This is a genomic window from Pseudogulbenkiania sp. AW2-16 (assembly GCF_056824575.1).
The window spans coordinates 722,662-742,554 of the sequence record NZ_CP157668.1 but is presented as its reverse complement, the minus strand read 5'-3'; the positions used below and the strand labels follow the sequence as shown (position 1 = coordinate 742,554).

Annotated in this window: 20 protein-coding genes and 1 riboswitch; of the genes, 13 read left to right on the top strand and 7 right to left on the bottom strand. The window is 65.5% G+C overall.

The annotated features are described in order from the left end of the window. The first annotated feature begins 36 nt into the window (after positions 1 to 36). The 6 genes from amgK to ABKF58_RS03610 all read left to right on the top strand — a co-directional run bounded on the left by amgK (position 37) and on the right by ABKF58_RS03610 (position 4,910). A complete protein-coding gene (gene amgK, locus ABKF58_RS03635; RefSeq protein WP_482583385.1) occupies positions 37 to 1,077 on the top strand; it encodes an N-acetylmuramate/N-acetylglucosamine kinase AmgK in 1,041 nt (346 codons plus the stop codon). Beyond that, positions 1,074 to 1,775, top strand: coding sequence for an N-acetylmuramate alpha-1-phosphate uridylyltransferase MurU (gene murU, locus ABKF58_RS03630; protein ID WP_482583384.1), 702 nt, complete (start codon positions 1,074 to 1,076; stop codon positions 1,773 to 1,775). Before amgK ends, murU begins: the two co-directional genes overlap by 4 nt. Beyond that, positions 1,772 to 2,302 carry a crossover junction endodeoxyribonuclease RuvC gene (gene ruvC, locus ABKF58_RS03625; RefSeq protein WP_008955857.1) on the top strand — a complete coding sequence of 177 codons (531 nt, stop codon included), beginning with the start codon at positions 1,772 to 1,774 and terminating at the stop codon, positions 2,300 to 2,302. Before murU ends, ruvC begins: the two co-directional genes overlap by 4 nt. A gap of 307 nt (positions 2,303 to 2,609) precedes the next feature. Next, on the top strand, positions 2,610 to 3,203 hold the full coding sequence (gene ruvA / locus ABKF58_RS03620) for a Holliday junction branch migration protein RuvA (RefSeq protein WP_482583383.1): 594 nt from the start codon (positions 2,610 to 2,612) through the stop codon (positions 3,201 to 3,203). 3 nt (positions 3,204 to 3,206) lie between these two features. Continuing rightward, positions 3,207 to 3,953, top strand: coding sequence for an SDR family oxidoreductase (locus tag ABKF58_RS03615; protein WP_482583382.1), 747 nt, complete (start codon positions 3,207 to 3,209; stop codon positions 3,951 to 3,953). Between the two features lie 177 nt (positions 3,954 to 4,130). After that, complete coding sequence (locus ABKF58_RS03610; protein ID WP_482583381.1) at positions 4,131 to 4,910, top strand: NYN domain-containing protein; 780 nt, start codon at positions 4,131 to 4,133, stop codon at positions 4,908 to 4,910. Positions 4,911 to 4,991: 81 nt separating this feature from the next. Here ABKF58_RS03610 and ribB read toward each other — a convergent pair whose 3' ends face one another. Next, the gene (ribB, locus tag ABKF58_RS03605) at positions 4,992 to 5,609 is read right to left on the bottom strand and encodes a 3,4-dihydroxy-2-butanone-4-phosphate synthase (RefSeq protein ID WP_482583380.1); all 618 of its coding nucleotides are present in this window, start codon (positions 5,607 to 5,609) and stop codon (positions 4,992 to 4,994) included. Between the two features lie 101 nt (positions 5,610 to 5,710). Then, positions 5,711 to 5,858: riboswitch (FMN riboswitch) on the bottom strand. A 78-nt stretch (positions 5,859 to 5,936) separates the two neighbouring features. On the opposite strand from ribB, the gene ruvB reads away from it, so the two are divergent. The 3 genes from ruvB to ABKF58_RS03590 all read left to right on the top strand — a co-directional run bounded on the left by ruvB (position 5,937) and on the right by ABKF58_RS03590 (position 8,233). After that, a complete protein-coding gene (gene ruvB / locus ABKF58_RS03600; RefSeq protein ID WP_482583379.1) occupies positions 5,937 to 6,971 on the top strand; it encodes a Holliday junction branch migration DNA helicase RuvB in 1,035 nt (344 codons plus the stop codon). A 21-nt stretch (positions 6,972 to 6,992) separates the two neighbouring features. Continuing rightward, the gene (locus tag ABKF58_RS03595; protein ID WP_482583378.1) at positions 6,993 to 7,709 is read left to right on the top strand and encodes a glutamine amidotransferase; all 717 of its coding nucleotides are present in this window, start codon (positions 6,993 to 6,995) and stop codon (positions 7,707 to 7,709) included. Positions 7,710 to 7,840: 131 nt separating this feature from the next. Continuing rightward, positions 7,841 to 8,233: a hypothetical protein gene (locus ABKF58_RS03590; protein WP_008955864.1), complete on the top strand. Its 393-nt coding sequence runs from the start codon at positions 7,841 to 7,843 to the stop codon at positions 8,231 to 8,233. Between the two features lie 79 nt (positions 8,234 to 8,312). On the opposite strand, the gene proB is transcribed toward ABKF58_RS03590, so the two are convergent. From proB to ABKF58_RS03575, 3 genes are all read right to left on the bottom strand, one after another. Next, positions 8,313 to 9,431, bottom strand: a complete 1,119-nt coding sequence (gene proB / locus ABKF58_RS03585; RefSeq protein WP_014085745.1) for a glutamate 5-kinase — start codon at positions 9,429 to 9,431, stop codon at positions 8,313 to 8,315. A gap of 87 nt (positions 9,432 to 9,518) precedes the next feature. Beyond that, the gene (locus tag ABKF58_RS03580) at positions 9,519 to 11,045 is read right to left on the bottom strand and encodes a hypothetical protein (RefSeq protein WP_482583377.1); all 1,527 of its coding nucleotides are present in this window, start codon (positions 11,043 to 11,045) and stop codon (positions 9,519 to 9,521) included. A 69-nt stretch (positions 11,046 to 11,114) separates the two neighbouring features. After that, positions 11,115 to 12,464 carry an adenosylmethionine--8-amino-7-oxononanoate transaminase gene (locus tag ABKF58_RS03575; RefSeq protein ID WP_482583376.1) on the bottom strand — a complete coding sequence of 450 codons (1,350 nt, stop codon included), beginning with the start codon at positions 12,462 to 12,464 and terminating at the stop codon, positions 11,115 to 11,117. A gap of 290 nt (positions 12,465 to 12,754) precedes the next feature. On the opposite strand from ABKF58_RS03575, the gene ABKF58_RS03570 reads away from it, so the two are divergent. The 4 genes from ABKF58_RS03570 to ABKF58_RS03555 all read left to right on the top strand — a co-directional run bounded on the left by ABKF58_RS03570 (position 12,755) and on the right by ABKF58_RS03555 (position 16,961). Further along, positions 12,755 to 13,195 (top strand): pilin, encoded by a 441-nt coding sequence (locus ABKF58_RS03570; protein ID WP_482583375.1) that lies wholly within the window; start codon positions 12,755 to 12,757, stop codon positions 13,193 to 13,195. A gap of 162 nt (positions 13,196 to 13,357) precedes the next feature. Further along, positions 13,358 to 15,079 (top strand): PglL family O-oligosaccharyltransferase, encoded by a 1,722-nt coding sequence (locus ABKF58_RS03565; protein WP_482583374.1) that lies wholly within the window; start codon positions 13,358 to 13,360, stop codon positions 15,077 to 15,079. A 101-nt stretch (positions 15,080 to 15,180) separates the two neighbouring features. Continuing rightward, positions 15,181 to 15,312, top strand: a complete 132-nt coding sequence (locus tag ABKF58_RS03560; RefSeq protein ID WP_482583373.1) for a hypothetical protein — start codon at positions 15,181 to 15,183, stop codon at positions 15,310 to 15,312. Then, complete coding sequence (locus tag ABKF58_RS03555) at positions 15,300 to 16,961, top strand: PglL family O-oligosaccharyltransferase (protein ID WP_482583372.1); 1,662 nt, start codon at positions 15,300 to 15,302, stop codon at positions 16,959 to 16,961. Before ABKF58_RS03560 ends, ABKF58_RS03555 begins: the two co-directional genes overlap by 13 nt. Before the next feature lie 188 nt (positions 16,962 to 17,149). Here ABKF58_RS03555 and rpoH read toward each other — a convergent pair whose 3' ends face one another. The 3 genes from rpoH to ftsE form a co-directional block, all read right to left on the bottom strand. After that, positions 17,150 to 18,013 carry an RNA polymerase sigma factor RpoH gene (gene rpoH, locus ABKF58_RS03550; RefSeq protein ID WP_482583371.1) on the bottom strand — a complete coding sequence of 288 codons (864 nt, stop codon included), beginning with the start codon at positions 18,011 to 18,013 and terminating at the stop codon, positions 17,150 to 17,152. Positions 18,014 to 18,145: 132 nt separating this feature from the next. Then, positions 18,146 to 19,054, bottom strand: a complete 909-nt coding sequence (gene ftsX / locus ABKF58_RS03545; protein WP_482583370.1) for a permease-like cell division protein FtsX — start codon at positions 19,052 to 19,054, stop codon at positions 18,146 to 18,148. Beyond that, on the bottom strand, positions 19,051 to 19,704 hold the full coding sequence (gene ftsE, locus ABKF58_RS03540) for a cell division ATP-binding protein FtsE (RefSeq protein WP_014085752.1): 654 nt from the start codon (positions 19,702 to 19,704) through the stop codon (positions 19,051 to 19,053). Before ftsE ends, ftsX begins: the two co-directional genes overlap by 4 nt. Positions 19,705 to 19,893 lie beyond the last annotated feature (189 nt).

Genomic DNA, 19,893 nt, shown 5'->3' with positions numbered 1-19,893 from the left:
AATCGCACAATTCTATCAGCACCGCAACGAACCGACATGCAACGATTGGAACTGCTCAAAGGCTGGCTCGCCGGCCTCTATCCCGACACCGAGCTGACGGTGGAGTTCGCCGCCGCCGACGCCGACTTCCGCCGCTACTTCCGCGTCACCCTGCCGGATGGCACGAGCCGCATCGTGATGGATGCGCCGCCGGACAAGATGAACACCGACGCCTACGTCCAGGTGCGCGAGCTGTTCGCCATGGTGAACGTGCCGGAAATCCTGGTGCGCGACCGCGAGCAGGGTTTCATGCTGCTGGAGGACCTGGGGCGCGTGACCTATCTCTCGGCGCTCTTGCACGACGAGCGTCCGGTGGTGCACCAGCATCTGCTGCTGGAGGCCATCGATACCCTGATCGAGCTGCAGCAGGCGAGCCGCCCAGGTGTGTTGCCGGAATACGACGAGGCGCTGCTGATGCGCGAGCTCAACCTTTTCCCGGAGTGGTTCTGTGCCAAGGAGCTGGGGCAGCCGCTCAACTATGCCCAGCGTCAGCTGTGGGATGCCGGCGTCAAGGCGCTGCTGCCGGCACTGCTGGCGCAGCCCAAGGTGTTCGTGCACCGCGATTTCATCGTGCGCAACCTGATGCTGACCCCGGGCAAGCCCGGCGTGCTCGATTTCCAGGACGCGGTGTACGGTCCGATCAGCTACGACCTGGTGTCGCTGCTGCGCGACGCCTTCATCGAGTGGGACGAGGCCTTCGTGCTCGACTTGGCGGTGCGTTACTGGGAGAAGGCGCGTGCCGTCGGCCTGCCGGTGCCGACCGAGATCGACGCTTTCTGGCGCGACGTGGAGTGGATGGGGGTGCAACGCCATCTCAAGGTGGCCGGCATCTTCGCCCGTCTCTATCACCGCGATGGCAAGGACAAGTACCGCGGCGAGATTCCGCGCTTCCTCAAGTACCTGAAGAAGACCACGCGTCGCTACCAGGAACTCGCCCCGCTGTACCAGCTGCTGGTGCAGCTGGTAGGCAAGGACGAGGACGACGACAGCGTCGGTTCGCTGTTCAGCGCCACCCGCCTCGTGGCGGACGACGAATGAAGGCGATGATCCTGGCCGCCGGGCGCGGCGAACGCATGCGCCCGCTCACCGACCACACCCCGAAGCCCTTGCTGCCGGTGGGCGGCGAGCCGCTGATCGGCTGGCATATCAAGCGCCTGCGCGCGGCCGGCATCACCGAGCTCGTCATCAACCACGCCTGGCTCGGCGAGCGCATCGAGGCGGCGCTGGGCGACGGCGCGGCCTACGGCGTGGGCATCGCCTACTCGCGTGAAGGCACCGCGCTGGAGACCGCCGGCGGCATCGCCACCGCCTTGCCCTTGCTGGGTGACGCGCCGTTCATCGTGGTCAACGGCGACGTGCTGACCGATATCGATTTCGCCGCCCTGGCCGACGCCGCGGCACGGCTCGATGGCCGCGAGGCGCTGGCTCACCTGTTCCTGGTGCCCAACCCGCCGCACCATCCGGGCGGCGACTTCGGCTTGCTGGCCGATGGCCGGCTGTCGGCCAGCCCGGCCGACGGCGAGGCGCTGACCTTCTCCGGTATCGCCGCCTACCATCCCGCGCTGTTCGCCGCCACGCCGCCGCACCAGCCGGCCAAGCTGGCGCCGCTGCTGCGCGCGGCGATGGCGCAGGGCCGGGTCAGCGGCGCGCGCCACGACGGGCTGTGGCTCGACGTCGGCACCGTCGAAAGGTTGGCCGAAGCCGACGCCATCGCGCGCGGCTGGGACGGGCGGTGAGTCGACGCATCCTCGGCATCGACCCCGGCAGCCGCATCACCGGTTTCGGCGTCATCGACGTCATCGGCCAGCAGCGCCACTACGTCGCCTCGGGCTGCATCCGCACCCCGCAGGGCGCGCCGCTGGCCGAGCGCATCAAGGTCATCGTCGACGGCCTGTTCGGCGTGGTCGACACCTACCGGCCCGGCGAGGCCGCGGTGGAGCAGGTGTTCGTCAACGTCAACCCGGCCGCCACGCTGATGCTGGGACAGGCGCGTGGCGCGGTACTGGCGGCGCTGGTATTGAAGCAGCTGACGGTGGCGGAGTACACCGCGCTGCAGGTCAAGCAGTCGGTGGTCGGCCACGGCAAGGCGCCCAAGGAGCAGGTGCAGGCGATGATCGTGCGCCTGCTGAACCTGTCCGGCACGCCGCAGGCCGACGCCGCCGACGCGCTGGCGGTGGCGCTGGCGCACGCCAACCACAGCCACGCCGCCGTCGCCGCCTTCACCCGTCAAGGTCTCAGGGTCAAAGGCGGCCGGCTGGCCTGAGTTCTTGTGAATAAATCTGCTGCGCGTCCCTGATCGGGACTCATGTGCCCTGCGTGCGAATCTATTGCCGGGCACATCGAAAGATGTGCAGACAGCGATTCGCTCAGCGATGCGGAATCCTCATGGACTCCAGTCCATTCCGGTTCCTGTGCTGCTCTTCGCCCCGCTGAGGGCCGCTCGCGACGATTTCTTTCGCAAGCTCTGAGAACAGGCCCCGCCGCGGCCGGCTCAACAAGCCGTGCCGACTGTGGCAGCATGACGGCTTGACGCCGGTCTTCGGCCAACCTTCTCTCATTCTGGACACCCCATGATCGGACGCCTCACAGGTCAACTCATCGAAAAACTCCCGCCGCAGATCGTGGTGGACGTCGGCGGCGTCGGCTACGAAGTCGACGTGCCGATGAGCACCTTCTACCTGTTGCCCGCGCTGGGCGAGAAAACCACGCTCTATACCCACCTGGTGGTGCGCGAGGACGCCCACCTGCTGTTCGGCTTCGCCAGCAAGGGCGAGCGCGAAACCTTCCGCCAGCTGATCAAGGTCGGCGGCATCGGCGCCAAGATCGCGCTGGCCATCCTGTCCGGGTTGAGCGCCGACGAACTGGCGCTGGCGGTGGCCAGCGAAGACCTCAAACGCCTCTCCAGCGTCCCCGGCATCGGCAAGAAAACCGCCGAGCGCCTGGTGCTGGAACTGCGCGGCAAGCTCGCCACCGGCGGCGCCGTGACCACACCGGGCGGCCTGCCGTTCGCCACCACACCGGACGACAAGAGTGACATCGTCAACGCCTTGCTGGCGCTGGGCTACAACGACAAGGAAGCCGCCGCCGCCACCAAGGGCCTGCCGCCCGAGGTGACGGTGAGCGACGGCGTGCGCCTGGCGCTCAAGAGCCTGATGAAAGGGTGAGTCATGGACCAGGTGCTGCTGGTGACCGGCGGCGGGCGGGGCATCGGCGCGGCCACGGCCCGGCTGGCGGCCCGCCGCGGCTACGCGGTCGCGGTGAATTACCACCGCCACGCCGACGCGGCGCAAGCCGTGGTGGATAGCATCGTGGCCGAGGGCGGCAAGGCGGTGGCGATTGCCGCCAGCGTGGCCGACGAGGTGGACGTGCTGCGCCTGTTTTCCGAAACCGAGGCGAGCCTGGGGCCGTTGACGGCGCTGGTCAACAACGCCGGCGTGCTGGAGCGGCAGATGCGGCTGGACGAAATGAGCGTGGCGCGCTGGCAGCGCATCCTGGCCACCAACGTGCTGGGACCGCTGCTGTGCTGCCGCGAGGCGGTGAAGCGGCTGTCCACGCGCCATGGCGGGCAAGGCGGCGCCATCGTCAACGTCTCGTCCGCCGCGGCGCGGCTGGGCTCGCCCAACGAATACATCGACTATGCTGCCAGCAAGGGCGCCGTGGATACGCTCACCGTGGGGCTGGCCAAGGAGGTCGCGGCCGAGGGCATCCGCGTCAACGGCGTGCGTCCCGGCTTCATCTATACCGAGATGCATGCCGACGGCGGCGAGCCGGGCCGGGTCGAGCGCGTCAAAAGCGCGGTGCCGATGCAGCGCGGCGGCCAGCCGGAAGAGGTGGCCGCCGCCATACTGTGGCTGCTGTCCGAGGAAGCCTCGTTCACCACCGGCCACCTGCTGGACGTGGCCGGCGGACGCTGAAAGCCTGCCCCCGATCTGCTGGTCTTCATTCGATTTGCGGCGCTGGGGCGCTACGGCATTGACCCCGATTCGGGGAGGCGCATTGACTGCATGTCAACTCCGCTTCCTCCGCCATTTTTGCCTTGTCTCGCGCTAGCTCGCGAGATCGTGAACGGGCTTTAACAACAAGGAGCCGATATGGCCAACGTCGCGGTACTGATCGACGCCGACAACGTCTCGCCGGGCTGGATCGAAGACGTGCTGGAAGAGGCCGGCAAGCTCGGCGTGCTGGCGCTCAAGCGCGTCTACGGCGACTTCAGCCGTCACGACAAGGCCTGGCGCGAGCTGTGCGCGCGCTTCGCCATCCATCCCATCCAGCAGTTTCCCAACACCAAGGGCAAGAACGCGTCGGACATCACGCTGGTGATCGACGCCATGGACATGCTGCACTCGGGGCGTTACCAGAGCTTTTGCCTGGTCTCCAGCGACAGCGACTTCTCGCGCCTGGCCACCCGTCTGCGCGAGGACGGGCTGGAGGTGTGGGGCTTCGGCGAGGAGAAAACGCCATCGGCCTTCGTCAACGCCTGCAGCAAGTTCGTCTACGTCGAAGTGCTGGGCCGGGTCGACGAGGTCAAGACGGACGAGGTGGCGCTCAAGGGGGACGAGGCCGGCCGCGGCACCGCCAAGTCGCCGCAGCCGGCCCGTGTGCTGCGCCCGCTCGACAAGAAGCTGCGCGCCCAGTTCCAGAAGGGTATCGAGAGCATGGACGACGATGAAGGCTGGGCCGACCTGGGCGGCGTGGGCAGCCTGCTCGGGCAGTGGATGCCGGACTTCGACCCGCGTAATTACGGCTTCGCCAAACTGTCGGACCTGGTGGTGAAGTCAGGCTGGTTCGAGGTACACAAGGCCAGCAGCGGCCGGGGCGGGGTGTCGATCCGGCTGAAACCGGGCAATGGTGCGAAGAAGGCCGGCAAGTAATACCAGGCCGGCTCCGGCCTGAAAAAACCGCAGCGCTGCCCGTGCTGCGGTTTTTGTTTGCGGCCACCGTTGGCCGTGGCCTCAGTGGTGTTCGCGTTCCAGCCATTCCACCAGTTCCGCCACCGTCAGTTGCGGCAGCTGGTGTTGCGCGGCGTAGGCGTCCAGTGCGGCGCCGCGCATCATGCTGCCGTCCGGGTTCATCAGCTCGCACAGCACGCCGGCCAGCCGCGCCAGCTCCACCGCGGACTCGGTATGGCCGCGCCGTTCGCGTACGCCGCCGGCGCGGGCGACCAGCGGGTAGACATGGCCGGGGCGGGCCAGGTGCTCGGGGCGTGCGGCGGGGGCGATGGCGGCGCGGATGGTGGTGACGCGGTCGGTGGCGGAGACGCCGGTACTCACGCCTTCTGCCGCCTCGATGCTGACGGTGAAGGCCGTGCCGTAGCGGCTGCCGTTGTTGGCTACCATCGGCGGCAGCTGCAGGCGGGCGGCGTGTTCCGGCGTCAGGCACAGGCAGACGATGCCGCTGCAATCGCGGATCAGGCGCGCCATCTCCGGTACCGTCAGCGCGTCGGCAGCGAGGATCAGGTCGGCTTCGTTTTCGCGGTCGTGATCGTCGGCCACGATCACGGGCTTGCCCTGGCGCAGGGCATTGAGCGCGGCGTGGACGCGCAGGGAAAGGATGTCGGTATGGGTGTTCATGGAAACGGTCCTCAAGATGCTGGGTTGAGAAACACGCCTCCGGGCTGAAGGTTGTCGCAGGCAAATGCCCACGGAACCGCGTGCGCGCACGGCACGGCGGTGTTCATCTTCTTTCATCCGGACTGTTACCGTCGGCTCTGGCATCACACCAGATCTGCTGACCTTTTGCCGGGGAGGCAAAAGCGCTCGCGGGCTCGGCCCTGGGGCCATACCGCCGGTGGGGAATTGCGCCCCGCCCTGAAGACGTTGCCTGTGACCAACGCTGGCCGCAAGCGGGGCACAGTATAGCAGTGGTAACATCGCAGGATTGATGTTCAAGACCATGCCATGATCGAAACCGACAACCTGATCGGCGGCGCGCCCGAGCGCCGACTCGTCACCCAGCAGTCGCTGTCCGCGCAGGAAGAAGCGCTGGAGCGCGCGCTGCGCCCCAAGGCGCTCGACGACTACGTCGGCCAGAAGAAGGCGCGCGAGCAGCTGGAAATCTTCATCGAGGCGGCGAAGAAGCGCGGCGAGGCGCTCGACCACGTGCTGCTGTTCGGCCCGCCGGGCCTCGGCAAGACCACGCTGGCGCACATCGTGGCGCGCGAGATGGGCGTCAACCTGCGCCAGACCTCGGGCCCGGTGCTGGAGCGCGCCGGCGACCTGGCGGCGCTGCTGACCAACCTCGAACCGCACGACGTGCTGTTCATCGACGAGATCCACCGCCTCTCGCCGGTGGTGGAGGAAATCCTCTACCCGGCGCTGGAGGACTACCAGATCGACATCATGATCGGCGAAGGTCCGGCGGCGCGCTCGGTCAAGATCGACCTGCCGCCGTTCACCCTGGTCGGCGCCACCACGCGCGCCGGCATGCTCACCAACCCGCTGCGCGACCGCTTCGGCATCGTCGCGCGCCTCGAGTTCTACACCCCGGAAGAGCTGACGCGCATCGTCAGCCGCTCGGCCGGCCTGCTCAACGTGCAACTGGGCGAGGATGGCGCGTTCGAGGTGGCCCGGCGTTCGCGCGGCACGCCGCGCATCGCCAACCGTCTGCTGCGCCGCGTGCGCGACTACGCCGAGGTCAAGGCCGACGGCGTGGTCACCGCCACCGTGGCCGACGCCGCATTGGCCATGCTCGACGTCGACCCGGCCGGGCTCGACGTGATGGACCGCAAATTGCTTGCCGCCATCCTGGAGAAGTTCGCCGGTGGCCCGGTGGGACTCGACAACGTGGCGGCGGCGATCGGCGAGAGCTCCGACACCATCGAGGACGTGATCGAACCCTACCTGATCCAGCAGGGCTATTTGCAGCGTACCCCGCGCGGCCGCATGGCGACGGCGCAGGCCTACCAGCACTTCGGCCTGCCGTTGAAGGACTGAGCCCCGGCGAGAGCAAGCGACATGAGCGAGAAACTGATCATCAAGACCGGCAGCACCCTGCCCACGTTGGCCGAAGAGCAGGGCGATTTCGAAGACTGGATTCGCCGCGAGCTGCCCGACGCGGCCGACTGGCGCGTGGTGAACGTGGTCGCCGGCGAGGCGCTGCCGCCGCCGCAACACTGCGCCGGTGCGGTGATCACCGGCTCGCCGGCCATGGTCAGCGAGCGCGCGGCCTGGAGCGAGGCCACCGCCGCCTGGCTGCGCGCCGCGCACGCCGCGCGCGTGCCGCTGTTGGGCATCTGCTACGGCCACCAGCTGCTGGCCGACGCCCTGGGCGGCGAGGTCGGCTACCATCCGCACGGACCGGAAGCCGGCGCGGTCGAGGTGGAACGGCTGGCGGCGGCGGACACCGACCCGCTGCTGGGGGCGCTGCCGGCGCGCTTTTCGGCCAACGTGATCCACTGGCAGACCGTGCTGCGCCTGCCTCCGGGCGCGGTGGCGCTGGCCGGCAACGCCTTCGAACCGCACCAGGCGTTCCGCTTCGGCTCGGCCTGGGGGGTGCAGTTCCACCCCGAGTTCGACCAGCGCGCCATGCGCCGCTACCTCGAGCTGCTGCATGACCGGCTATGCGCTGCCGGACGCGATCCGCAGGCCCTGCTGGCGCAGGTGCGGCCGACGCCGGAGGCCGCCGGTCTGCTGGCGCGTTTCGCGGCCAGTCTGGTTGCGGCGGCGGCCTGAGAGGGCGCCGGGTGGCGAGGGCACGGACCCCGCCACCGCTTGGCCGCGGTGTTTCACCGTGACATCGAATCCACCGTACTGAGCACGTACAATGCGTGCCAGTCATGACGACTGACAACAAGGGGAATTTCATGTTCTTTGTATTGCTGGCGACAACGTTCCTGGTGGCGCTGGCCACCTCGCTGATCACCGCCAAGTTTTTCGATGGCGCGGTCAACCGCATTCTCAGCCGCATCGTCGGTGATGAAATGGCCGACGCCTGGCGCAAGTACCTGCTGTTTGCCATCGTGGTGGTCGGGGTCTCCGGCGGGGTGCGGCTGTGGGAGCTGGAAAAGTACGTCACCGCCAACCGCGAATCGGCGGCGCTGGAACTCAACGGCATGCGCTGGACGCTGGAAATCTACCGCACGCTGATCGAAACGCTGCAGTCGGTGGCGTGGATGATGCTGCTGTTCTTCCTGTGTTCGATGATCGCCTACGTCATCGTGCGCGCCATCGAACTCAAGCACGGCGCCCAGGAGTAGTTAGCCGGTCGTGAATACGACAAGGCCCCTGTCCGCGAGGCGCAGCAGGGGCCTTGTGCCTTCTCTGGTTCCTGGATCGTTACAGCGCCACCATGTTGTCGCGGTGGATCAGCTCCGGCTCCACCAGGTAACCCAGGATGCCCTCGATGGCGCGCGTCGGTTTCTGCATGATCAGCCGTGCCTCGTCCGAGCTGTAGTTCACCAGGCCGCGCGCCACTTCCACGCCGCTCTCGTCGACGCAGGCCACCGCCTCGCCGCGCAGGAAATCACCCTCCACCTTCAGCACGCCGATCGGCAGCAGGCTGCTGCGCTTCTGCCGCACCGCCAGCGCCGCGCCGCTGTCGAGCACCAGCCGCCCGGTCAGGATCAGGTGGTCGGCCAGCCACTGCTTGCGCGCCGTCATGCGGCTGGTCGGCGCCAAGAGCTGGGTGCCGATGGCCTCGCCGTCGGCCAAGCGCGACAGCACGTTGAGCTCACGGCCGCAGGCGATCACCGTGGCGGCACCGCTGCGCGCCGCACGCTTGGCGGCGAGAATCTTGGTGAGCATGCCGCCGGTGCCGACGCTGCTGCCGGCGCCGCCGGCCATCGCCTCCAGCTCCGGGGTGCCGGCCACCGCCTCGTGCACGAACTCGGCGTCCGGATTCTTGCGCGGGTCGGCGGTGTAGAGGCCCTGTTGGTCGGTCAGGATCACCAGCGCATCGGCCTCGATCAGGTTGGTGACCAGCGCGCCCAGCGTGTCGTTGTCGCCGAAGCGGATCTCGTCGGTCACCACGGTGTCGTTCTCGTTGATGATCGGCACCACGTTGAGATTGAGCAGCGAGGTCAGCGTGGAACGGGCGTTGAGATAGCGGGTGCGGTCGGTCAGGTCCTCGTGGGTCAGCAGCACCTGGGCGGTTTGCAGGCCGAATTCACGGAAGGCGCTCTCGTAGGCCTGGCACAAGCCCATCTGGCCCACCGCGGCGGCGGCCTGCAGCTCGTGCACGGCCTTGGGGCGGCTGCTCCAGCCCAGGCGCTGGCAGCCTTCGGCGATGGCGCCGCTGGAGACCAGCACCACCTGCTTGCCGCGCCGCTTGAGGTCGGCGATTTCGGCTGCCCAGCGCGCCAGCGCCGCCAGGTCCAGCCCTTTACCGTCGTTGGTGACCAGGCTCGACCCGACCTTGACCACCAGGCGACTGCCCGCATGAATGACCGATTGCATGAAACCCCACTCGCCACGAAGAAATCAGGTCCGCCAGTATGCCGCAACTTGCGCGCTATCCGAAAGGGCGCCGCTCGCCGGGCCGGCTCACAGATCCTCGCTGCGGCGGTACTCCATGGCCTGGTAGAACGGGGTCTGCAGTTCGACGCGGGTGACGCGGATGCGGGTTTCGCCGTGGTTGTCGCGCAGCACGAATTCGCGCAGTCGCGAGAACGGGCGGCCCGGCATCACCAGCAAGGCCGGGCGTCCGAGGCGCGGTTGTGCCGGCAGGTGCAGCGCCGGCTGGAACACGTCGTCCTGGTGGGTGATGGTGGGCAGCACCTCGACCGCTTCCGGCGCCGGCCCGAGCAACTCCACGCCGCATTCCACGTCGTTGCCGCCGAGCGGCGCCGCCGCCCAGCGCACCGCGCACAACAGGCGATTGTCCGGCTGCAACTGCGGCGCGAGCAGCAGCAGCTCGCCGGTCCGCAGCGGTTGCTCCTGCGGGTTGCCGCGCAGCAGAAAACCGAGCTGGCTCTGGTTGACGGCCTGGAACAGTGCCGGTGGAGCCGGCCGGCCCAGCACCGGTATCGGGCTATCCTCCACGGGCTCCACCGGGGCCGGTCGCAGCGTCAGCCAGATCGGCAACAACTGGGCGGTGAGGCTCAGCCATTGCTGGACCGGCTGGCGCGGCTGGCGTCGCCGCCTCGGCTGCGTCCACTCTTCGGCCAGCTTGCGCGCCACCTCCACGGTGAGGTCGGCGGGGATGGCCGCTTCGCTCGCCAACTGGCGCGCCAAGCCATCCGGCTGTTGCAGGGCGTCGATGATGTCGTTCAGATAGACCCAGAATTCGCCGCTCGCGGCCACTTGGGGTTTGAGCGGCAAGAAGTGGGGCGGGTCGTCACGAGCCGGGTCGACCTGGTAGCCGAAGCCCTGTGTCTTGGTGAGCCCGGTCAGCGGGATCAGCTCGATGCGCGGTGCCAGCCGGAAGATCAGCCGCTTGGCCGCCGCGATTTCGTTGTCGCCCAGATGCTTGCCGTCGGTCAGCCCCATCAGCAGTATCTGCCGATACACCACGGCGATGCTTTCCGCCGGGGCATGGCGGCGCTCCTGCCAGCCCGATTCCTCGGCGAGCTGGTAGAGCTGGTGGCAGTCGTGCCAGAAGTGGAGTGGCAGGTCGCTATAGCACTCCATGGCTAGTGTGACTTGCATGCGCGCGGTCAACAGGGCGAGGCACAGCAACTCCACCTTGGGCTGGTCGCGTTCCAGCAGTGAGCGCTTTTCCAGTCGCTCCACCAGGGTGCGCTTGAAGCCGGCGAACAGTGCATCGAACAGCGCCATGCCAAGGCGCGCCGCCTGGCGCGCCTTGGTCGAACTGACCACCTCGTCGCTGACGATCTGGGTTTCCAGTGCCGGGAAGAAACGATCGAGCGCCGCCAGGTAAAGCTTCAGCAGCTTGTGCCGGGTGCCGACCGCCACCTGGGTGCGGCTCAGGCTTTGCAGGGCGCCCAGCAGCAAGTGCCCGCATTCGTCGAGGCGAGTGTAGGGGAGGCGATCCAGCCAGTCGGCCACGCTGTCCGGCTGCAGGTCGACCAGCTTGGGGTCCATCAGATTATCCGGTAGGCGCAGTTGCATGGCCCTAGCCCCATGTCAATGGTAGGGTGATCTTGCAATGCTATTGGTATCGGTCGGCCTTGGCAATCGTTATGGCAGCGGCGGCGTGGCGCGTTCCGGCCTTTGCCCGGACTGCTGCAGCTCATCCAGCGTGTCGAGCGTGGCCTGGCACAGCAGCGTCATCTCCTCCGCCTCGATCACGTAGGGTGGCATGAAGTACACCGTGTTGCCGATCGGCCGCACCAGGCAGCCGCGCTGCAGCATGGCGGAGAAGAATGCCACGGCAAAATCGCTGCGCGCCGTATCGACCTCGAACGCCCAGATCATGCCCTGTTGGCGGAACTGGCGTACCTGTGGGTGGGCGCGCAAGGGGGCGAGCAGGGTATTGAAGCGCGCGGCCTTTTCCCGGTTGCGCGCCAGCACATCTTGCTGCTCGAACAGGTCGAGCACCGCCAGCGCGGCGCGGCAGGCCAGCGCGTTGCCGGTGTAGCTGTGCGAGTGCAGGAAGCCGCGAGCCACCTCGTCGTGGTAGAAGGCCTGGTAGACGCTCTCGGTGGTCAGCACGCACGACAAGGGCAGGAAGCCGCCGGTGATGCCCTTGGACAGGCACAGGAAATCCGGGCGGATGCCGGCCTGCTCGCACGCGAACAGCGTGCCGGTGCGGCCGAAACCCACGGCGATCTCGTCGGCGATCAGGTGCACCTGGTAGCGGTCGCACAGTCGGCGCGTTTCCTCCAGATAAGCAGGGTGGTACATCGCCATGCCGGCGGCACCTTGCACCAGCGGCTCGACGATCAGCGCGGCGATGCTGTCGGCCTGCTTGGCCAGCACGTTCTCCAGCGCCCGCGCGGCGCGGCGCGCCACATCCTCCGCTGCCTCGCCGGGCTGTGCCTGCCGGGCGTCCGGTGTCGGCACGCGGATGCCGGCCTTCAGCAACGGCGCGTAGGTCGACGAAAACAGCGGCACGTCGGTCACCGCCAGTGCGCCGACGGTTTCGCCGTGATAGCTGTTCTCCAGACTGAGAAAGCGCGTCTTGTCCGGCCGGCCGCTGTTCTGCCAGTAGTGGAAGCTCATTTTCAGCGCGATTTCCGTGGCGCTGGCGCCGTCCGAACCGTAGAAGGCGTGGCCGAGGCCGGTGAGCTGGCTCAGCCGCTCCGACAGCTCGATCACCGGGCGGTGCGTGAAGCCCGCCAGCATCACGTGCTCAAGGGAGTCGAGCTGGTCCTTGATCGCCGCCTTGATCGCCGGATGGCCATGCCCGAACAGGTTCACCCACCAGGAACTGACCGCATCCAGGTAACGATTGCCGTCGAAATCTGTCAGCCATACCCCTTCGGCACTGGCGATCGGCACCAGCGGCAGCGCTTCGTGGCGTTTCATCTGGGTGCAAGGGTGCCACACGGCCTGTCGGCTGCGCGCCAGCCAGTCTTGGTTGCTCATCGGGAGATGCTCTGTGCAATGTTCAATGCACGCGATGCTAGCACAGCCTCGGGGCGGAAGAGTGCGGGGCGAGGTGACGAAAAACGGCACTTTCTGTCGTGTGCCGTCCATGCTTGACGGCGGGCCTGGTGTTGGACTAGCCAAAATTCAAGGGCTTGGCTGGGCTGGCATGCAGATTGCAAGAATGGCCCTCGAAACGGAGTGACACGGACCAGAAATCGGCCGAAGGCTCCTTCAGCGCAGTCTGGCCGATGTCGGCCTTGATATTCAACTAACTTGGGGGTTCAACGATGAACAAATCCATGCAGCAGGGCTTTACCCTGATCGAACTGATGATCGTGGTCGCGATCATCGGTATTTTGGCCGCTTTGGCAATTCCGGCGTATCAGGATTACGTTGTTCGTTCCAAGGTTTCGGAAGGTCTGGAAATGGCCTCGTCGGCTAAAGTTACCGTGGCTGAGAACTCGGCAAACGGATCTGCCGACCTTGGGCAGGGCTATTCCTTCGGGGGCGCGACCGCCAATACTCAGTCTATTGCTGTAGCGAGCACGACCGGGGTTATTACCGTTACCATGACTTCGGCGGTCAAGAACATCGTGTTCAGCCTGACGCCGCAGGCCAGCGGTGCTGCCATCAGCGCGGGTACGGTGCCGTCTGAAAAACTGACTTGGCTGTGTGCCCCGGCAGACAGCGCCAACAACAAATACATGCCTTCGTCTTGCCGCAGCTAAGACTGTCTTTATTGAAAAGAGGGTGCTAGGCACCCTCTTTTTTATTTGGGGAACTCCGTGCAAAGACTGCCAACGCTACTGCTTGTTCTGGCCATTGTGTTGCCACTATTCAGCTGGTTGCACTATAGCCCCCTGCCTGACTGGTGGACTGATACCACCTGCATGGTATTGATTGCTCTAGCGTGGTTGGTACGTTTTCTGTTGCCACAGGCAGAGGCTGTGCCAGCAGGATTTCCATTGGCGCTTGTATTGGCCTTGGGCTGGCTGGTGGTGGCGATATTGTTGCCAGCGGGTAGCCATCAGGGAGGTCTTCTACTGGCAATGAAGGCATCTGGCTTCCTGGTCATGGCCTTTGCAGGAGGGTGCTTGGCATATAGCGAAGCACTGCGACACGGCAGGCAGCAATTTCTGCTGCTGCTTGCATGGGGTTTGCTGCTGGCCGCATTGACTCAAGCGACGCTTGGCCTGCTTCAAATGTTTGGTGTTGCCAGTTTGGGTCAAGGTTATGTGTTCTATTATCCCAATCAGCCAGGCTCTATGGTCCCTTTCGGCAATATCGCCCAGCGTAATCTGTTTGCGCATTTCCTGGGGTGGGGGATGCTGGCTGGTTGCTACTTAGTGGCGTGCAAACGTCTGCATGGAACAATTGGGCTACCAGCATTGGCCTTCCTTTCCTTGTTGATGGCATGGTCTGGATCCCGCCTGGTGCTGGCTTATGCTGGTGGTTTTGTTTTGCTTGCTGGACTTTGGTGGCTCCGGGCCCGCCTGGATCAAACCGTTCAGCGCTTTGCCCTAACGTTGATCGCGGCCACGCTGCTGATTATGCTGGCCCAGTTGTTTAATCACGAATTAGTAGGACTTATTCGCTCATCGGGTGCAGATATCCAAGTTGTTAGCGGGGCTGACCGTCTGTTGGATGCTGGCTTTGGGGCTAGGCGCCGTATTGAGTGGAGTAAGGCTTGGCAGGTGCTACAGGCTCATCCGTTATTCGGCGCAGGGTTTGGCAGCTATGCTTGGCAAAGTACGTGGTACGAAGCTTATGGTGGTTATCCCAAGGTTGTGGAAAGTGCGTTGTTCACGCACTCCCACAGTTTGATTTTCCAACTGATGGCGGAAACTGGCTGGATCGGATTGCTGGGGGCCTCTGCTATTCTGCTGTACTGTCTATGTCCCTATCTGCACAAGGAGGAGGCGACTCCCGATAATTTGCTGCTGAGCGGTATCGTGATGATCACTCTCGGTCATTCCCTGTTTGAATACCCGCTTTGGTATATGCCTTTTCTAACTGGCTTTGCCATCGTTTTAAGTCTGGCCCCGGGAAGGACTCTGCAAATTACCATCCGCCCCTTGATCCGAAATGTACTTGTGCTTTCCATTTGCTTGGGTGCCATAGTGTATGGGGTTACAGGGGTGCCGATGTTCTGGCGATTGGTGTACTGGCAAGTACCTTCAGGTATGGAGGACGAAGATAATGCCCGTATGCGCCAGCTGATTCCCTACCGGCAAAATCCGCTTTGGGCCACTGATGTCGATCTGGTTCTAAGCAATTATCTAGTCCCGTCGCGGCAGCAGTTGCCAACTCAATTGATGCTGTTCAGCGAAATGGCTCATTACCGGCCCTACTTTGAGGTGCTAGTTAAACTGGCTATGCTCGAAGCTTTGGACCAACAACCCGGCAAAGCACAGGCAACAATGTCAATGGCTCTGGCGGCTTTTCCCGATCTGGCAGGAAAAGCGAATCTGATGCTTTCCAGTTCAACGGAACCCGAATATGTACCCCTGAAGAACATGGTGGACAGGGCGTTGGTCGCCTACCGTCAAGGCGGTGCCGCCGCTGCTGCCAGCGCAGTGTCTAAAGCTGAGTATCGCCAGCCACTGTTCTGAATTGCTTCAGTACTGCGCCAAAGCCGGGCTTCCTTCCCGGCTTTTTCCTTCCCCGCCGCTTTGCGCTATGCTGCGCGCTTGTGTTCACTGACCCGACCCCCATGCTTTCTTCCCGACTGTTTCCCCGGCTCGCCCTGCTGAGTGTCTGCCTGATCGCCATCGTGCCGTTCGCCTCGCGCTTCCACTACGTGCCCTTGCCGCAGTGGTGGGGGAGATCAACGTGGTCTGGCTGACCGTGCTGGCGGCGGTGCTGTTGCTGCCCGGGACGCCGGCCTTGTTCGGTCGCGTGCCGCGCGCGGCCTGGTGGGCTTTGCTGGCGGCGCTGTGCTGGGGGTTGCAGCCGTGGCTGGCGCCGGTGCTGTTCCCCGGCATGAACTGGGCCACGGCGCTGGCCTGGGCGTGCATGGCCTTGCTGGCCTGTGTCGTGCTGGCGTTGCGTGAGCACTTCGGCCAACGTGAGCTGACCGTCTGGCTGGCCTGGGCCTTGCTGGCCGGGGCGCTGCTCCAGTCGCTGATCGGCATGGCGCAACTGACCGGGCTGGCCGAAGCCACAGGGGGGCTGCTGTTCTACGACCACGCCCATCCGACCAGCAACATCTTCGGCCACATCGGCCAGCGCAACCAGTTCGCCCATTACCTGATGTGGGGCGTGCTGGCGGGGTGTTATCTGCACGCCGCCGGGAAATTGCCGGCACGCTGGCTGTGGGGGCTGGTGGCATGGCTGGCGCTGTTGCTGGCCTGGGCCGGCTCACGCACCATCCTGCTCTACCTGCTGGCGCTGTCGGTGTTGGCGCTGATCTGGCACTGGCGTATCGGCGACACGGCTTCGCGGCGCCTGCGCAACGTGCTGTGGATCAGTTGCATATTGATCCTGGCGGCGCAGTTCCTGCTGCCGTGGGTGAACCAGCTGGTGTCGCTGCTGAGTCATGAAAGTGTGGGCGGGGCCTCGGGGCTGGAGCGGCTGGCGGCCAACGGCGACAGCATGGGCTCGCGCCGCTTCGCCGAGATGCACAAGGCCTGGCTGGTGTTCCGCTCGCATCCGCTGTGGGGCGTGGGCTGGTCGCAGTTCGCCGCCGAGAGCGTGCGGTTGCAGCCGCTGCCGCAGTTTGCCGCCGCCGGCTTCAATAGCGGGTTGTTCACCAATGCCCATAACCTGGTGCTGCAGCTGTTGGCGGAGATGGGCGGGCTGGTGACGCTGCTGGTGCTGGGGGGCTTTGTCTGGGCGGTGTGGCCGTATTTCCGCGAGCGGGCCGAACTGGAACACGTTCTGCCGTTGGGCGGTATGACGGTGACGCTGATCCACAGCCTGCTGGAATACCCGTTGTGGTACCTGTACTTCCTCGCCGTACTGGTGATCTTCGTGGCACTGGCGCCGGGACCGGGTGCCCGCCTGCCGCGCCTGGCAAGGTTGCCGCTGTGGCTGGGGGTGGCGGCATTGGGCTGGCTGTCGCTGACGGGGCTGACCCGCTACGACGAGCTGCTCGGGTTGTATACGCCGCTGGCCAACGCCAAGGCCAACGAAACGCGCGTGGCGCGGTTGGCTGAGATCGTCGAGACCGAACCGCTGTTCGCCTTCCACGCGCTCAACACGCTGGACAATTACCTGCAGCCGATGCGCGAGCAGCTGCCGCAAAAGCGGCGCTGGCTGACACGGCTGGCGGCGTTCCGTCCCTATCCGGACGTGTTGCTGAAGAAGGCCCAGCTGGAGGCGCTGGCGGGGGACGAAGGCGCTGCCGAGGCGACGCTCGGCTCCGCGCTGGCGTCGTTCCCCACCTACGCTCCCTCGTTCCTGAGCGAACTCGATCCGCGTGAGCCCGCTTGGGCCGGGCTGAGGCGGGTCACCGAGGCGGCGCGGCAAAAGCTGCCCCCGCAATACCGCTGAAGCGGCGGCTTCGCAGGGGGGCTGGGTACGAAGTCCGGAGCGTCGCATACCCGTCACTGAAGCGCATGGTTTGATGGGGCACAGCGCAAACGTCTTCACCCTTCCTACGGGCTACTACCCCGATTTACGCCGTGACAAGCAAAACGCCCCGCTGTGCGGGGCGTTGTCGTGTTCCATGATCAGGAGCTTCAGGCCTCGATGGTGGCCCGCTCGCTCAGCGCGGCTTTCATCTTGGTCAGTGCCTTGGCCTCGATCTGGCGGATACGCTCGGCCGAGACGCCGAACTCGGCGGCCAGTTCGTGCAGCGTGGCGCCACTGTCGTCGGCCAGCCAGCGCGCTTCGATGATGCGGCGGCTGCGGGCGTCGAGCGAGGAGAGGGCCTGCTCCAACCCGGCGGTCTGCAGGTGGTCGAAGGCTTTCTTCTCCAGCTGGCGCGTCGGCTCGTGGTCGGAGTCGGCCAGCCAGTCGATCGGGGCAAAGCCCTCGTCGTCGTTGTCGTCGGCCAGCAGGGCCACGTCCTGGCCGCTCATGCGGGTTTCCATCTCCCGCACTTCTTCCGGCTTGACGCCGAGGTCGTCGGCGATGACGCGCGCTTCGCTGTCGGTCAGCGCGGCAAAGCTTTTCTTCATGCTGCGCAGGTTGAAGAACAGCTTGCGCTGCGGCTTGGTGGTGGCGACACGCACCAGGCGCCAGTTGCGCAGGATGAATTCGTGGATTTCGGCCTTGATCCAGTGTACGGCGAAGGAGAACAGGCGTACGCCGCGGTTCGGCTCGAAGCGTTTCACCGCCTTCATCAGGCCGATATTGCCTTCCTGGATCAGGTCGGCTTGCGGCAGGCCGTAGCCGGCGTAGCCGCGGGCAATCGATACCACCACGCGCAGATGCGACAGCACCAGCTTTTTGGCCGCCTCCAGATCGTTCTGGGCATGCAGGCGGTTGGCCAGCTCGTTCTCTTCTTCTGCGCTCAACAGCGGCACGCTGTTCACGATCTGGATGTACTGCTCCAGGCTGCCGCTGGACGAGGGGACGGGCAAGGCGAACGTTGCGGTCATGGATTAACTACCTCCTTGATGGGTAGTGCAATGCTAGCACTCGCATTGGTCGAGTGCCAGCAGCAAAAAGTTCCAGTGGCGATGTATTTTTCAATCGGCCCGATAGCCGGCCTCTTTCGCCGTGAGGGACGCCTAGTGCGGCTCGATCTGACGCAGGTGATGATTGGACGCCAGCCGTGCGCCGAGCATCGCCAGTATGCCGGTGGCGGCGAGCATGGCCAGCAGTTCGAACGGTGTCAGCGTGCGCAGTTCCAGCCGTTCGTTGTAGAGCTGGGCAAATTCGCGTACCGCCGGGTTGGCCGTGGCCACCAGCCAGCTGGTCAGCCCCCAGGCGATCAGCCCGGCCAGGATGCCCTGCCACAAGGCGTGGTAGAGGAAGGGGCGGCGGATGAAGTTGTCGCTGGCGCCGATCAGCTTCGACACCTCGATCTCGTCGCGGTGCGCCAGAATCTGCATGCGGATGGTGTTGTGCGTTACCAGCACCAGGGCGAGGCCGAGCGCGGCGCCGAGAAACAAGGTCAGGTGGCGCACTAGTTCGACCATGCCGTAGAGGCGCTTGGCCCAGCTGGCGTCGAACTGGGCGGACTCGACCATCGGCAGGCCCGACAGCTCCTTCTGCAGCATTTCCAGCTCGCCGGGCTCGAGCGTCACCGGGGTGACCACGAAGGCGTCCGGCAGCGGGTTGCTGTCCAGGTCGGCCGCCAGGCCGTCGAGGCCGTTGCGCTTTTCCAGCCCGGCCAGCGCCTCGGCCTTGCTGACGAAGCTGACCGATTTCACCTTGGGGTTGCCGGCGAGCGAGCTTTTCACCGCGGCGAGGTCGGCGTCCTCGGCCGACAGTTCCATGAACAGCGAAATTTGCGGTGTGGCGGTGAGCTTGCCGACCCAGGCCTGGGTGCTCTCGATGCCGAGGTACAGTGCCAGCGGCAGCGCCAGCGCCACCGACAGCATCAGCAGGCTGAGCAGGCTGCCGAACGGCTGGCGCAGGATTTTGACCAGCGCCTGGCGGGCGCTCAAGAAGTGCAGGTAGAGAAAGTGCTTCATGCGGCGAACTGTCCTTCTCTCAGGCGGATGATGCGGCGTCCGTAGTCTTCCATCAGCGTCTCGTCGTGGGCCGAGATCACCACGGTGACGCCGACCTGGTGGAACGACTTGAACAATTCCATGATGTCGAGCGCGTAGGCGCGGTCGAGGTTGGCCGAAGGCTCGTCGGCGAGCAGGATGGACGGCCGATGCACCACGGCGCGGGCGATGCACAGCCGTTGCTGTTCGCCGCCGGAGAGGTGGATCGGCATCGCCTTCTCCTTGCCCAGCAGACCGACCTTGTCGAGCGCGGCGCGCACGCGTTTGGCGGCATCGCGGCGGTCGAAGCCGATGATGTTGAGCGGCAGCATGACGTTGTCGAACACCGGGCGGTCGAACAGGATCTTGTGATCCTGGAACACCAGGCCGATGTGCTGGCGCACGTAAGGCAGCTGGCTCGGACGCAGCTTGCTGAGGTTCTGGCCGTTGACCAGCACACCGCCGCTGGTGGCGCGTTCGATGCCGGCGATCAGCTTCAGCAGGGTGGATTTGCCGGCACCGGAGTGGCCGGCCAGGAACACCATTTCGCCGCTGTCGATGGCAAACGAGAGATTCTTCAGGGCCTCGTTACCCCCGGGGTAGCGCTTGGTCACCTGGTCGAACTGGATCATGCGGAAGAGTCCCCTTGCGGATAGATTAATTGGCCGAAGCCAGGCTGGATACAGAGCCATTCCAGCCGGCGAGCAAGCCAGGGCAGGGTGAGTGTTGCCGGTGCGCGGGAAGCGGAATGGCCACGGGATACGTCAGGATTCCGCCTCGCCGAGCGCATCGGAAGAGGCGCACGCGGTCCTCCGGCCCTC